This window comes from Rhizobium sp. BR 314 (genome assembly GCF_047445805.1).
In the GTDB taxonomy this organism is placed as follows: Bacteria; Pseudomonadota; Alphaproteobacteria; order Rhizobiales; family Rhizobiaceae; genus Rhizobium; species Rhizobium lusitanum_B.
Map to the genome: position 1 here is coordinate 48,235 of NZ_JARWLA010000016.1, position 13,751 is coordinate 61,985.

Sequence of the window (13,751 nt, forward strand, 5' to 3'; positions counted from 1 at the left end):
TTACGACATCATTCTGGAGCTGCATCATGACATCGCACGTGCTCGACCTCGCCGGGGCCGGAATCGGTCCGTTCAACCTCAGCCTTGCCGCCCAGCTCGATTCCGTACCGCAGCTTTCCGTCCGCTTCTTCGAACGCCGCCCATCTTTCGCCTGGCACCCTGGAATGATGCTGCCGGGAGCCGAGATGCAGACCTCCATCCTCAAGGATCTGGTGACGGCCACGAATCCGACAAGTCGTTGGAGCTTTCTCTCCTATCTTGTTGCTCATAAACGCTTTTACCAATTCATTAATGCGGAATACGAGGCAGTGCCGCGCAAAGAGTTCGCCGATTACCTTGGCTGGGTTGCCAGCGGCCTGGCATCGCTCTGCTTCGGGTCGCGTGTACGCGAGATCCATGCCAATGGCGGCTCCTTCTCCGTGACAACCGATCACGGCGCGATCGGCGCCCTTAATCTCTCCGTCGGCATCGGTAAGGCCCCGGCTCGCCCAGCCTGGAGCGAACAGCTGGCGAAATCCATGACCTTCCACAGCAGCGAGGCTGCGCAGCGGCTTGGAGACGTCAAAGCCCCGCGCATAGCCGTCATCGGTGGCGGGCAAAGCGGCGCGGAGATCGTCGATGCACTTCTGGACCGGAACAGTACCTCGACCATCCATTGGATCAGCCGCCGTCCGAATTTCGAGCCGCTTGATGCCTCGCCCTTTACCAATGAACTTTTTACGCCAAGCTACATGGAGCGCTTCCACGGGTTGCCCGAAGAGTTGCGGCTTACCCATACACGTCGGCAGGTCCTTGCCAGCGACGGCGTCTCCGCCTCGACCTTGAAGAAGCTTTACCGTCGTCTCTATGAGCGCAAGCTTGAAACGCCGAGCGCGGCGGACCATGGCGTATCGCTCCGGCCCTTCCGCAACGTCGTCGCATCCGTTCAAGACGGCCAAGAGGTCACCCTGACGATGCGCAATGGTTTCGACGACAGCATGGAAGCGCTTACCGTCGACTTGATCGTTCTTGCTACCGGCTATCGTTTTGTTCTTCCCGATTTCCTGCATTCGCTGGAAAACCGCATCGAACTAGACTCCGTCGGCGAGCCGGTGCTGAGAAGCGACTTCTCACTGGTATGGGACGGCCCAGATGAGAACCGCATCTTCGTCCTGAATGCCGGCCGGCACAGCCATGGTATTGCCGAACCGCAGCTCAGCCTCACTGCCTGGCGAAGCGCCGTCATCGCCAACTCGCTGCTCGGTCACGAGCACTTCGACCTAGGTCAACTTGATCCCATCATTCGCTGGGAGACACAGACTTCACCCTCGAATTATTCTTCGTCCGTGGGGCTGGCGGCGGAATAAAGTGAGCGCTTTGGAGGCGGGAGATGTGATGGCGCAGGTCGAGCTTCATTGCCTGCGTGTGCGCAACGGATTTCGTGTGGTTGACCTGCTGTTGAGCGAGCCCGAGCGGCACCGGGCAGCGGCGTTTCGCTCGATCGAAGCGCGGCGGCTCTTTGTGGCGGGACGGTTTCTGTGCCGTCACATCCTCGGGAGCAGGCTAGGTTGCGCCCCGCAGGCTTTGTCGATCGCGACGACGCCGTCGGGCAGACCCTACCTGCCCGACCATCCAGATATCGACTTCAATATCTCTCATACTAGGGATCTAGTCGCGCTAGCAATCAACCATGGCGGCCGTATCGGCATCGATATCGAGCGGCACGACGCGTTTTCGGAAACGGAAGCGTTCGAAATCATGCCGATGATCCTTTCCGAACATGAGCTCGATCAAGTTCGTCAATTGGAGCCGCGACATCGCCGCGATGCATTTCTGGCCTGCTGGGTCAGGAAGGAGGCTGCGCTCAAATGTCTTGGTCTCGGCTTCCGCATCGACCCGCAGACGGTGACCGTCGCGCCGAATGGTACAACTCCCAGCACAGGAGACCGGGAGCCGGGCGCGTCGATATTCGTTCATTCCGGCCGGCTCGGCGACACAGAAGCAGGTGTTTTTGAATGGGCGGTCGCGACATCAAAGCCAATCTCGCAACCGACCTGGCGCCACCATGAGGCGTGCGATTCACTTCGCGGAATTCTTTGGAATCTGGAATAAAATCATATTGATAGATCATGAATTAGAAGACGTGATGCTTTTCCACTTCACTATCTTGACTCATATAATCATGTTTTATAGGGTCTCCTTCCAAAAAGAGGGGCAAACCGGAATGCAACTTTGGATTTCAGCGAGAGCCCGACATGATTACCAACCATTCGCCGTCGACGTCCAATGAGCAACTCCAAGCGGCACTCCATGCCTATCCGAAACTTCTCTCCGTCGCGCGCAGGGTCACCGGCTGCGTGACCTTGGCTGAGGATGTCGTGCAGGAGGTTCTGCTCCAACTGGTCTCCAAGCCGTTACGGGAAGGCATAGAGGCACCCACGCCCTATGTGATGCGCATGGTGCGCAATCTTGCGACCGACCAAATGCGGCGCCTTCGATATGAACGCGGTTTGTTCGTCGGTGAGGAGGTCGGCGGCAATGCCTCCGCCTATGGGAGTCCTGAAGAACACCTCCACGAGGCGGAGGCCTACAAGGCCTTCCGCTGCACAGTCGAAGCCATGCCCGCCAGAACCCGGAAGTTCTACGAGGAGCATTATTTCGACGACATCCCTCAAAACATCATCGCTAAGGAGGCCGGTGTGTCCTGCGCGCTCGTTTGCGGTCTTCTTCGGGAAGCCCATTCGCGCTGCCTTGCCGCCATCTCGCTCGAAGCGGGTCAGGATTGTGCCGGCGCTCGCAGGCAGAGACGCAGCCGGCCAGCACGTGTCCGGGAGATGCAGGCGTGAAGAACGCACTCTGTGCCCGGGATCCCGCCACCCAGGCGACAGCCAGCATGTCAGAAAGCCACAGCGCTGCAGCAGGAACGAAAATGAAAGATGAAATGCCCGCAGGGAACAATCGACAACAAACCGCGGTTTTTACGACCGAAGCCATACGCTTTGAGGTGGACGGCAAGACCATTCTCCATCCGCTCGATATCAGCTTCAATGCCGGCGAGATTTCCGGCCTGATCGGCCATAACGGCTCCGGAAAATCCACGCTGATCAAGTTGCTGGCCCGACAAATTCAGCCGACCGGCGGGCGTATCCTATTCGACGGCATTGCAGCCGCTTCCTATGACATGCGCGCTTTCGCGCGCGCCGTGGCCTACCTGCCGCAGGACACTTCGTCGGCCGGGGGCATGACGGCCGAAGAGCTTGTCGCCTGCGGGCGCTATCCCTGGCACGGAGCGCTCGGTCGCTTCACCGATCTCGATCGGGAAAAGGTGGAGACGGCAATGAAGCTCACCCATGTTGATACCCTGGCGGGCCGGATGGTGGAGACGCTGTCCGGCGGCGAGCGTCAGAGGGTCTGGATCGCCATGCTGGTTGCCCAGGACAGCCGTTGCCTGCTCCTCGATGAACCGACATCGGCACTCGATATTGCGCACCAGATGGAAATCCTGGGGCTCGTGCGTGAGCTTTGCCGGACGAAGGGCTTGAGCGTCATTCTCGTCTTGCACGACATCAATATCGCAGCGCATTTCTGCGACCATCTGCATGCGCTGAAGCAAGGGCATCTGATTGCAAAGGGAGCTTCGCAAAGCCTTATGAAGGGAGAGACGTTACAGATGATCTACGGCGCCAATATGGGCGTCACCGCGCATCCTGTGCATGGAACACCGCTTGCCTATGTCATCTGAACGCATCCTCGACAATCTTAAGCTATCGCGCCGTACGCTTCTGGCAGCTGCGGCACTTTTCGCGGCTCCTCGTGTCGGAACAGCCGCCGAGCCCATATCCGGCCCCATCGTCTCGCTCGATTACGGCTTGGCTTCGACACTGCTTGCGCTTGGTGTTACCCCCGCGGCGATCGCTTCGCTTGCCGATTGGGACTTATGGGTCATCGAGCCGAAAATGCCGCCTGGTGTCGTCGATCTCGGCACCACCAGCGAAATCAATCTCGAGCTTCTGGCGAGCATCAAGCCGGCATTGATCCTGACCACGCCCTATCTCGCTCCAATGAAGCCTCAGCTCGAAGCGATTTCACCGGTCTTGGAGCTGACCGTCTATGCCGAAGGCGGCAATGCGCTGCCGCGCTCCATCGAGGCGACGCGGCTGCTCGCCGAAGCGATCGGCCGACGACCACAGGCCGATGATTTCCTTACACGGTCCGAGCACTTCTTCAACGACTGCGCGGACAGGGTAAGAAAGCTCAAGCCGCCGCCGCTCGCATTGATCAATTTCGTCGATCAACGCCACGCGCGCATCTACTGCGGCGCAGGCCTCTACCAGAATGTCATGACCAGGATCGGCCTCGAAAATGCCTGGACCGGCACCGGCGACTATTGGGGTTTCGAAACGATCGGCCTTGAGCAATTGGCGACGCTCGACCAGAGTCTCCGGTTGATTGCCTTCGAGCCGCTTCTGCCACCCAATGTCCTCGACAATCTGCAGGACAGCCCCCTTTGGACCAGCCTCCCCTTCGTTCAGGCCGGACGGGTCTCCGTGCTCCCCGGCACATTGATGTTCGGCATGGTGCAGGAAGCGGAGCGCTTCGCGCATATCCTGCTCGATCACCTGGAAAAATTGGCATGACCCGCGTCGAAACAAGCAAGAGCTACGGCGCTCCTGTCGTGGCGCTGACGTTGCTGGCGCTCGCCGGCCTGCTCGCATGGCACCAGCTGGCCCCTGATTGGTCACGATTGCTTCAACAGCAAGCCGGTTACGATCCGCAGCGCCTGTTGCTGCTTTATTCAACCCTGCCCAGGATCGCGACTGCATTGCTGGCCGGTGCCGCCCTTTCGCTATCGGGAAGCCTGCTGCAGCAGGTACTGCGCAATCCGCTGGCCTCGCCGTCGACGCTCGGTATTTCCGCCGGCGCCAACTTGACGCTGGTTGCCGTCATGCTTGCCTTTCCCGCCCTTCAGGGGCTAAGCCGCGATGTGGTCGCCCTGTTCGGCAGCGCGGCAGCGGCAAGCGTCGTCTTCCTCATCGGCGCAAGGCGCGGCTTCTCACCACTAGCGCTCGTCCTTGCCGGGTTGATTGTCGGTGTCTGGTGCGGCGCACTTGCCGCCATTCTCGTCCTCATGAACGAACGCTATCTGTCCGGACTGTTCATCTGGGGCGCCGGATCGCTGGCTCAGCAAAGCTGGACCATTCCCCTTTCTCTTCTGCCGAAAGTCACCATTCTAGCCGTCGCGGCCTTGCTGATGGCGCGGCCGTTGTCGCTCATCGAACTTGGCGAAAGCGGCGCGAGCGGACTTGGTCTTTCGGTCAAGCGCACCCGTATCGCCGCCGTCTGCGTTGCGATTGCACTTGCAGCAATCGTCACCAGCGCGGTCGGCATCATCGGCTTCATCGGCCTGATCGCTCCTCGCATCGCTCAGCTTGCCGGCGCCCGACACATGAAAAGCCAGCTCATCTGGTCGCCGCTTATCGGTGCAGGCCTCCTGCTGCTGACGGACGAGGCGCTCCTGCTCCTTTCCGGAGCGTCTTCCACATTCCTACCGACAGGAGCCATTACCGCTCTGATCGGAGCCCCGCTGCTCTTATTGATGCTGCCGCGTCTGAAAGCGATGCGAGGCAACGCTCCGAACTCGATGCAGAATGCGGCCCACGCCGTGCACATTTCGAGGACACTGCTACATGCATCGATCCCCGTGCTCGTTCTTCTCCTGATCGGTGCGGTCTTCTTCGGCCGCGCACCCGAGGGCGCATGGACGTTGCTGAGCCTTCGGCACTGGCCCGACGTACTGCCCTATCGCCTGCCGCGCATCGTCGGTGCCTTCGCTGCCGGTACGATGCTCGGGGTTGTCGGCACAATCTTGCAACGCCTCTCCGGCAACGAGATGGCAAGCCCCGAAGTGCTGGGGATTTCGGCTGGCGCCACCCTCGGCGTCACCGCCGCACTATTCATCCTGCCCGCCCCTGGCATGGCCGCACAGCTCGGTTTCGGCGGCCTGGGCGCATTTGCAGTTCTCATCGCCATGTTCCTATACGGCATCCGATCCGGTTTTGCGCCGGAGCGCGTGCTTCTGACGGGCATCGCGCTCGGCGCCATGCTGGATGCATTCATCAGCGTGCTCGCCGCGGGAGGCGATCCGCGCGCGATGATCGTCATGCAATGGATGAGTGGTTCGACCTATCTCGTCGACGCACCCAAGGCAATCGCGGCAACGACTGCCGCGGCGATAGGCCTTGCGCTTGCCTTTCTGGCGCATCGCTGGCTCGACCTGCTGCCGCTCGGCCCACAGGCTGCCCAGGCGATCGGCATCCGCGTCAATCAGGCCCGCGCCAGCCTCTTTGCTCTTGCCGCAGCCATGACAGCCGCCGCGACCCTGGTCGTCGGCCCCCTGAGCTTCATCGGCCTCATGGGTCCACATCTTGCCCGGGAACTCGGATTGCGCCGCGCTGCGCCGCAGCTTACCGGTTCAGCGCTTGCCGGCGGCGGCCTGATGGTCCTAGCTGACTGGTTCGGCAGGATGATCGCCTTTCCCTACCAGATGCCCGCAGGCCTGGTGTCCGCTCTCGTCGGTGCGCCGTTGCTGTTGCTCCTACTGATGAAGCGACGCAAAGCGACCTAGGGCGCGGACTGATTAGCACGCAGCCAAATTCGAATTGATGCAAGTTTGACGAACGCCAGATAGTTGGCTGCGAGCTTGTTATATCGGGTTGCAGCGCGCCGACATTGCTTGATCTTGTTGGAGAACAGCTTAATCAAGTTGCGTGCGCGGTACAGATACACGCTAAAGCAGATCGGGTCTTTGCGATTTCGTTTTGGCGGAATGTTCGCCCATGCTCCTTGTGGCAGGCAAGTTCCCTAATCGAATCCGCCTCGTATCCGCGATCCGCGAGTAACATCGTTTATGGAAGCAAGGCGCCCAGGAGAACCGAACACAACAGATTATCGTACGCCTCACCAGGCTTGAGCGCGAGATGGACCGGCAAGCCATTGGCGTCCACCATCGCGTGGGTCTTGGTCGTCGGGGCCCCTCATGAGCGATCCATATCTTGATGACTGTTGTCGGCGATGCAAGCTCCGTGCTGGAGCAAGCGGACGACCGAGGTATCGATCATTCGCATCGCCGCGTCGCGACTGGCGGCCAGGGCATCCATGATCCAGTCCCAGACGCCAGCCCGCCGCCACCGAACGAAGCGACTATAACAAGTGGTGCGGGGACCGTAGTTCTTCGGCAGGCGCGCCAAGGCGCACCAGAACGCAGTACCCAAAAAAATGCCATCGAGCACGCGACGATCATTTACGCGCCGAGCGCCGCGCGCCCTGTTCGGCAGCATCGGTTCGATGGGGGTCCATTCGTGATCGCTGAGTTCGTAGCGCATAATTCGTGACTCCGGTTTCAGAGTTTAAATCACGTCTCCGGCAGCGCCATCAACCGGCCGCGCCCTAAAGCTGTGCCACTAATGCTCTGAATTTACTTTCGCTTTCGGCGACATAGTGGACTTGGCCGCACTTTCAACTGGCGCGACCCGGTCGCGAACGACCCGGCTCCGACATTGGCTGCTTGTTCTTGAGCCAATGTGAGCGTCGCTTCCGCTCGCCAATGTGGTAGACTTTATCCTCGACCTGAGGACGCCTAGCTCGGAAGAGAGTCTCGTGCGGTCGAACGAGGAAAACCGCCCATGCCCACCTTGCAGCCCGTGGATCGGTTGGAATTTCAGATCCTGATCGACAATCTGACCGATAGCTTGTCTACGGCCCCGCCGAATGTCACGCTTGAGTGGACAGCACTTATGCGGGCGGGCATGCGACAATTATCCGGCCGCTGCCAATGTTGTGCGAATCACGGCTTGGCAGTCGTCGTCAAAGCGTTTCGTGGCGCGGCGAGCCGCGTTGTTCTGTTCGATGCCGGTCCAGTGGAGTTCGCGGTCGAATACAATGGGACCCGGTTGGGCATCGACTTCGCCAGCATCGATGCTGTTGTGCTCTCACACGGGCACTGGGACCACGCCGGCGGCCTGCCGATTGCGTTTGACCTCATCACCAAAGCAAATGGCGGCCGCCCGGTTCCCTGCTATTTGCACCCCGGCATGTTCCGCCAGCGCGCCTTGCCGCTCGCGGGCGGCGGATTACTTCCCATCCGTGAGATCCCTTCGCCGAGCGAGCTCGTTGCGAAGGGAGCCGTTCCGGTCGTCACGACTGAGGCGCAAGTCCTGCTCGACGATATGTTTCTAGTCAGCGGCGAGATTCCCCGCATGACGAGCTACGAGAAGGGGTTCCCCGGCCACAAGCGGCGGAGCGAGGACGGCCAATCTTGGGAAGATGATCCGCTCATCATAGACGAGCGCTTTCTGGCCGTTCACGTGGGCGGCAAAGGCATTGTCGTGCTCACGGCCTGCTCGCACGCAGGTATCATCAACGTTCTCAGACATGCGCAGTCCAGTTTCCCGGCGATCCCGCTCTATGCTGTTGCTGGCGGCTTCCACTTGGCGGGCGGCAACGAGAAAATCATTGCCGAATCCGTGCGCGACATCGGAACGTTCGGTCTTACCTTGATCGCGCCGGGCCATTGCACGGGCTGGCGGGCGGTGAATGCCCTCGCGAACGCCTATGGTGATAGCACCGTGGCACCCTTGGCCGTCGGAAAGATATTCGCAATCTGACGCGCGACCATTCCAAACGTGAGGCCCCGACTTCAGTTCCTGGCTCTTCGCGTCATTCAGCTGTGCGGTGCATAGCGGATTCTGGCAAGCAGTCCGCCCGGCAGTTTTATTGGTTCGCGGCCTGGTGCGGCCAAACGTGGCCCGACCACCAAAGGCACTACGGTAATCGATGAGAAGATGATGGAGGCTGGCCATCGGCCGGAGGCGGGCGGGCCACGGCTCGTGGCATTAGACAGAACGTCGCGTGCTCCCATGCCCGGTTTCCAAGCAGGCCCTGACGGAAGACACTGTAGAGCCGATTTGGAAAAGAAGCTGGATGGGAGGTTTAGAGGCAGAGCTTCGCCGCTTGGGAAGTACGCGATGAGGGGACGCAGGCGCCGTGCAGAGACGGCGCCTGCCAGGAACTTACCAGCGATACTTCAAGGAAGCCGTGACGTTCCGGCCCTGCCCGAGATAGCAATAGCCTTCGTTGCAGACCGTGAGGCGGCGGTTGGCGATGTTGCGGACATCGACGGATGCAATAAGCCCCTTGTATTTCCGATCAATCGCGCCGAAGTCGTAAGACATAGCGGCATCGAGATAGAAGCTCGCATCATTCTTGGCTGTGTTTGCCGTGCTGGTATAGGTCTCGCCCGTGTAGCGGATGCCGGCACCGACGGTCAGACCCTTGGCAACCGAATCCTCCTGGAAAGTGTAGTTCGACCATAGGCTGGCGATGTTCTGCGGCGTCACAGACGGAGCATTGCCCGCATTGTCGCCACGCGTGATTTCGGAATGGTTATAGGCATAAGCTGCAACCACATCCCAGCCTTCGGCGATATTGGCCCGTGCCTCGAGCTCGATACCCTTGTTGGTCACTTCGCCAAGGGAGGCATAGATGCCCGTCAGCGGGTCGACCAGAACCGGCTTGTTCTTTTCGACGAGATGATAGGCGACGGCCGAAAGGAGGATGTCGGTCCCTGGCGGCTGATACTTGACGCCAAGCTCGTACTGTTCACCCTTTGCGGGATTGAGCACACTACCGGATGCGGATCGCTGCGTGACCGGATTGAAAGAGGTCGAGTAGCTGGCGAATGGCGCGATCCCGTTGTCGAAGAGATAAAGCGCGCCAGCCTGCATTGAAAACGCGCTTTTGTTGAGACTGCTGTTCGTCGTCGTATTCGACGAGACAACCGTTGTATCGGTCGACTGCTTGACCCATGTCTGGCGCCCGCCAAGCGTGAAGCGCCACTTGTCTAGTTCGATCTGGTCAAGCGCATAGGCGCCAAACTGTTGGAGGCTCGCGTTGACCCGGCTGAAGTTGTAGCTCGGTGTCGGGCCGGACACCCCATAGGTCGGGTTGGTGATATCGAACTCATAGGCCGGGCTGGACGTCGCATCCATGCCATAGGCAAAGGAATCGCTCATCCGGGTATAATCCAGGCCGAACAGCATTGTATGCGCAGCCGGACCGGTGTTGAATTTGGACTCGAGCTGGTTGTCGACCTGGAAGACGTTCATCCTGTCGCCGATTGCCGTTGCCCCCCGGTTGGCAACGTTTCCTGTCCAGCCGAGTGTACTGAGGTACCGCGCCTTCAGATCGAGATGAGAGAAGCGAAGGTTCTGGCGGAAGGTGAAACCACCGTCAAACTCATGCTCGAATTGATAGCCGACCTGCTGCTGCTTGGTCTTTTGATAGTCGTAGTCCGGATCGCTGTCCCGAAAATTAAGAACATTGCCATCGGGGCCGATCATTGCACCGACATTGGCATCCGCCGTCGTCGATTGCGCCGATCCGTAGATCGTGAACTTCGTTGCGTCGTCGGGCTTCCAGGTGAAGGACGGTTGGATGAGATAGCGGTCATCGGCAATGTCAAAGTTGGTATCGCCCTTTCGTGCAAGCCCGGTGATCCGATACAGCATCGTATCGTCGTCCTTGCTGATCGGTCCGCTAAAATCGAACATCGTCTGGGCGCGATCCGATGTTCCGTAGAGGATACCAACCTCTCTAATCGTCTCCTCCGTTGGCAGTTTCGATATCTTGCTGACGATACCGCCCGGAGAGCCCGCGCCGTAGAGGACGGATACCGGTCCCTTGATGATCTCGACTCGATCGAGCGCATAGGGATCGGTCCTGAACATAGCATAGTTCATATAGGGCTGCCGCAGCCCATCGCGATAGTCACCGTCTGTTGTGACGTCATTGCCACGAATATAAATCTGGTCGAAGCGCGGATCGAAGCCGTAGGAGCCGGTCTGAACACCGGCAGAATAGCGCACAGCCTCGACGACATCCTGAACACCGCGCTCTTCTAGCTCTTTTCGGGTAATCACGGATACGGAGCGAGGCGTTTCGATCACCGGCGTGCTGATCTTGGTGGCACCGCCGCTCTTCTTTGCGGCCACCGTCGCATTGTCACTTCCCTCACCCGACTGGCCATCGACGATGATCGGTGCAAGTTGGGTAGCGTTTGCGTTGTTGGCCTTGCCGGGCGCGTCCTGCGCAAAGGAGGTTCCGCTCAAGACAAACATCGTAGCAAGTGCCGTGGCGCCACCTGCAAAATATAGCCGCTTACGCGACAAGCTATTGATATAGTTATATGACTTTTGCTTCATCAGCTCTTTCGCCTGCCCGTTTCTGAAATGGATGGCGCAAGTTAGTTCGATGGCGCAGCCGACGTCAATAATAGGTGAGTAAAAGAGTCATATTTTTTTACTGGATTTTGCTATCACATTGCTGGGCGGCTACGCCGAGCAGACGGCTTGGCCGCAACCCAACGCAAATTCCCCCGAATAAAGTGTTCAAACCGCTTGTCAGATCACGCTTCAAATAATATGAGTGCTGAATTCATATTTTAAATTGCAGCACCGGTTGTTCGCGTGCTTCGCTTTCTTTATCTGCCGGAGTGGCCATGAATCACCCCTCATCAGATTACGCGGCCGCAACGACAGCACCTGTCACTCTTGCCGGCTGCACATTCACAGATCTGAAGTTCAGCAATGCCGATCAGCCACACAGAATCTTTCTCTTTCGACCTGATAAGCCGGCGCCACCGGAGGGGTGGCCGGTCCTCTACCTAACCGATGGCAATGCATGCTTTGCCACCGCCGTCGATGCGCTGAAGGTGCAAGCAAGCTATCCTAGTGGCACCAATGTCACCGAAGGCGTGATCGTCGCCATCGGCTATCCAACCGAAGACCCTTATGATCCCCTTCGCCGTTCCTGGGATCTCAGCCCTCCACCGGGGCGGATCTATCCGCCGTTCTATCCTAACACACCCGATGTAAGAACCGGCGGCGCCGAACGTTTCCTGGCGCTTATCGAGAACGAGCTTAAACCGTGGATAGAGGGACAAACCCGGATCGACCGGTCGCGCCAGTCGCTTTTCGGTCATTCGTTCGGGGGTTTATTCATGCTTTATGCGCTATTCAAGAAACCGGACGCTTTCAATCGCTGGATTTCCGCGAGCCCTGCGATCTATTGGGAAGACGCCTCGATTCTTGAGATGGAACGGGAGTTCCTAGAGAAGAATAGTGTGCCCTTCGATGCTGAGCTGCATCTTTCCGCGGGGCAATATGAGGGCGAGATCCTCGCACCCTTTCACAAGGGAACTGCCGAAGAGCAGAAGCGGCAGGAGCACACCAAAGAAACGCGCACAATAGAGCTCGCCCACGACATGGCGCTCCGATTGACCGAGCTCACCTCCTCCTCGTCGACGATCGCATTCGAGGAATATGCCGGAGAAAACCATATGTCTGTCCTCCCCGTGGCGTTGAATAGGGCGGTACAGATCGCGTTCCGCAGGCCGGACTAGGCAGCACCTCCTCGTCTGTTGTTCGAACGAGCAGGCGATTTGATGTCGCGTCATCTATCCCATGGAGGATCGCGCCAGAGCTCCGCGAGAAAATCGATGAAGACGCATATTCGACGATAGTTCGTCGACGAGATCAAAAAGAACTTTCTTTGCAAAGGTAAACTATCAGGTTAACGAGCTTGATACCGTATTGATGTTCGCTGGTGCGCCGTCTTTGGTGCGCAACATCCTGATGTTTTTTATCACTATTGTGCTCCGAGAAGATTAAGGCGGATTGTCGGAACGCGGCGACCGACGTCAGCAAGAGGATTTAATGAAGCCCACCGGCTGATCGTTACCAGTCAAGCATTGGCAGGCAAGAATCGTTCCGAAAACCGGATGCCGACTCCGAGGTTACGGCGTCTTTTGCTTGCGGCCTGAGCGAAGGCCCGGAGGTTTCGTGTTCTCCGGGTTAATTTCCGTGAACAGTTCAGAAACATTCACAGACAAGACTTTCGCGAAGGCCTCAAGGGTCGCTACGGTGACGTTTTCCGTGCCTCTTTCAACCCGCCCAACATAAGAGCGGTCGATTTCCGCTTCGAACGCTAGCCGTTCCTGCGACAGGCCTTTGATGACCCGAAGCCGCCTTAGATTCCAACCGATTGTCTGTCGCACGTCCATTTCGCAACACATGCATATTAACGGCTTGACAATCGACGGACTGACAGTCTCTAATTATTCGCGATAAGTTGCCTTTGCGGGACCGTTCGCCGGATATGGTATGGGATTATGCCCTCTGATCCACTCTTTTGCCCTAGCGGAAGACTTGTCCCGTCGGAAAGGCAGCGAGCGGCTCGCGTCGCCAAGTCAATGGTCAATAACAAGGCGCGCGTGACAGATCGCAGGAATTCCTGAAAGCGAGGATGCCATGGATGGATGATCGAGCAGCGATACTCTTTATAAAGAACTCACGCGTCCCGGAGGGATATCGACGCTCAGCCGATCCACCCTAACGACCGCCATGTATCCAAGCTCCTGGCTAGCTAAAAAGACGAGGCGGTAGAGCCGCGAGGAGTTAGCGCGCGGGAGATCGATTGACAATAAGGAAGCAAATCATGAGTACGGATTACATCGTGATTAAGGATTGGCACATCTTAACCGAAACCGAAGCGATCGAGGTTGCCGTCGACCGGCATGGTGAAGATGAAACCACATCGGTTGCCTATTGTGCGCTTGAGGCCTGGGGCGATCGTGGTGACCCAGAGTATCGATTTTGGTTCGACCTGTTTCTCAAGTTGATACAGCGGAATCATGTCGGCTGGGCCTAGAGATCAGG

At 58.5% G+C, this 13,751-nt stretch carries 12 protein-coding genes; 9 read left to right on the plus strand and 3 right to left on the minus strand.

Going from position 1 to position 13,751, the window contains the following annotated elements; translation table 11 throughout:
* Positions 1-26 precede the first annotated feature (26 nt).
* The 6 genes from QD461_RS20045 (at position 27) to fhuB (ending at position 6,604) form a co-directional block, all read left to right on the plus strand.
* Positions 27-1,346: a lysine N(6)-hydroxylase/L-ornithine N(5)-oxygenase family protein gene (locus tag QD461_RS20045; protein ID WP_414089325.1), complete on the plus strand. Its 1,320-nt coding sequence runs from the start codon at positions 27-29 to the stop codon at positions 1,344-1,346.
* A gap of 1 nt (position 1,347) precedes the next feature.
* A complete protein-coding gene (locus tag QD461_RS20050; RefSeq protein ID WP_414089326.1) occupies positions 1,348-2,091 on the plus strand; it encodes a 4'-phosphopantetheinyl transferase family protein in 744 nt (247 codons plus the stop codon).
* Positions 2,092-2,234: 143 nt separating this feature from the next.
* The gene (locus tag QD461_RS20055) at positions 2,235-2,825 is read left to right on the plus strand and encodes a sigma-70 family RNA polymerase sigma factor (protein WP_414089327.1); all 591 of its coding nucleotides are present in this window, start codon (positions 2,235-2,237) and stop codon (positions 2,823-2,825) included.
* 83 nt (positions 2,826-2,908) lie between these two features.
* Entirely contained in the window at positions 2,909-3,721 is an 813-nt protein-coding gene (locus tag QD461_RS20060) for an ATP-binding cassette domain-containing protein (RefSeq protein WP_414089328.1), read from the plus strand.
* Positions 3,711-4,616, plus strand: a complete 906-nt coding sequence (locus tag QD461_RS20065) for an iron-siderophore ABC transporter substrate-binding protein (RefSeq protein WP_414089401.1) — start codon at positions 3,711-3,713, stop codon at positions 4,614-4,616. The genes QD461_RS20060 and QD461_RS20065 overlap by 11 nt, the downstream gene beginning before the upstream one ends.
* On the plus strand, positions 4,613-6,604 hold the full coding sequence (gene fhuB / locus QD461_RS20070) for a Fe(3+)-hydroxamate ABC transporter permease FhuB (protein WP_414089329.1): 1,992 nt from the start codon (positions 4,613-4,615) through the stop codon (positions 6,602-6,604). Before QD461_RS20065 ends, fhuB begins: the two co-directional genes overlap by 4 nt.
* 409 nt (positions 6,605-7,013) lie before the next feature.
* On the opposite strand, the gene QD461_RS20075 is transcribed toward fhuB, so the two are convergent.
* A complete protein-coding gene (locus QD461_RS20075; RefSeq protein ID WP_414089330.1) occupies positions 7,014-7,361 on the minus strand; it encodes a transposase in 348 nt (115 codons plus the stop codon).
* 300 nt (positions 7,362-7,661) lie between these two features.
* Between QD461_RS20075 and QD461_RS20080 the strand changes: the two genes are divergently transcribed.
* Positions 7,662-8,642 carry an MBL fold metallo-hydrolase gene (locus QD461_RS20080; RefSeq protein ID WP_414089331.1) on the plus strand — a complete coding sequence of 327 codons (981 nt, stop codon included), beginning with the start codon at positions 7,662-7,664 and terminating at the stop codon, positions 8,640-8,642.
* 405 nt (positions 8,643-9,047) lie between these two features.
* Here QD461_RS20080 and QD461_RS20085 read toward each other — a convergent pair whose 3' ends face one another.
* Entirely contained in the window at positions 9,048-11,237 is a 2,190-nt protein-coding gene (locus QD461_RS20085; protein WP_414089332.1) for a TonB-dependent siderophore receptor, read from the minus strand.
* Positions 11,238-11,533: 296 nt separating this feature from the next.
* On the opposite strand from QD461_RS20085, the gene QD461_RS20090 reads away from it, so the two are divergent.
* Complete coding sequence (locus tag QD461_RS20090; RefSeq protein ID WP_414089333.1) at positions 11,534-12,436, plus strand: alpha/beta hydrolase; 903 nt, start codon at positions 11,534-11,536, stop codon at positions 12,434-12,436.
* Positions 12,437-12,829: 393 nt separating this feature from the next.
* Here QD461_RS20090 and QD461_RS20095 read toward each other — a convergent pair whose 3' ends face one another.
* On the minus strand, positions 12,830-13,096 hold the full coding sequence (locus QD461_RS20095) for a helix-turn-helix domain-containing protein (protein WP_414089334.1): 267 nt from the start codon (positions 13,094-13,096) through the stop codon (positions 12,830-12,832).
* 434 nt (positions 13,097-13,530) lie between these two features.
* Between QD461_RS20095 and QD461_RS20100 the strand changes: the two genes are divergently transcribed.
* Entirely contained in the window at positions 13,531-13,743 is a 213-nt protein-coding gene (locus tag QD461_RS20100) for a hypothetical protein (protein ID WP_414089335.1), read from the plus strand.
* Positions 13,744-13,751 lie beyond the last annotated feature (8 nt).

Coding starts and splice junctions, on each gene's coding strand:
- QD461_RS20100 (WP_414089335.1), top strand. CDS start 13,531: ATGAGTACGGATTACATCGTGATTAAGGATTGGCACATCTTAACCGAA.
- QD461_RS20055 (WP_414089327.1), top strand. CDS start 2,235: ATGATTACCAACCATTCGCCGTCGACGTCCAATGAGCAACTCCAAGCG.
- QD461_RS20065 (WP_414089401.1), top strand. CDS start 3,711: ATGTCATCTGAACGCATCCTCGACAATCTTAAGCTATCGCGCCGTACG.
- QD461_RS20075 (WP_414089330.1), bottom strand. CDS start 7,361: ATGCGCTACGAACTCAGCGATCACGAATGGACCCCCATCGAACCGATG.
- fhuB (WP_414089329.1), top strand. CDS start 4,613: ATGACCCGCGTCGAAACAAGCAAGAGCTACGGCGCTCCTGTCGTGGCG.
- QD461_RS20060 (WP_414089328.1), top strand. CDS start 2,909: ATGAAAGATGAAATGCCCGCAGGGAACAATCGACAACAAACCGCGGTT.
- QD461_RS20095 (WP_414089334.1), bottom strand. CDS start 13,096: ATGGACGTGCGACAGACAATCGGTTGGAATCTAAGGCGGCTTCGGGTC.
- QD461_RS20085 (WP_414089332.1), bottom strand. CDS start 11,237: ATGAAGCAAAAGTCATATAACTATATCAATAGCTTGTCGCGTAAGCGG.
- QD461_RS20090 (WP_414089333.1), top strand. CDS start 11,534: ATGAATCACCCCTCATCAGATTACGCGGCCGCAACGACAGCACCTGTC.
- QD461_RS20045 (WP_414089325.1), top strand. CDS start 27: ATGACATCGCACGTGCTCGACCTCGCCGGGGCCGGAATCGGTCCGTTC.
- QD461_RS20080 (WP_414089331.1), top strand. CDS start 7,662: ATGCCCACCTTGCAGCCCGTGGATCGGTTGGAATTTCAGATCCTGATC.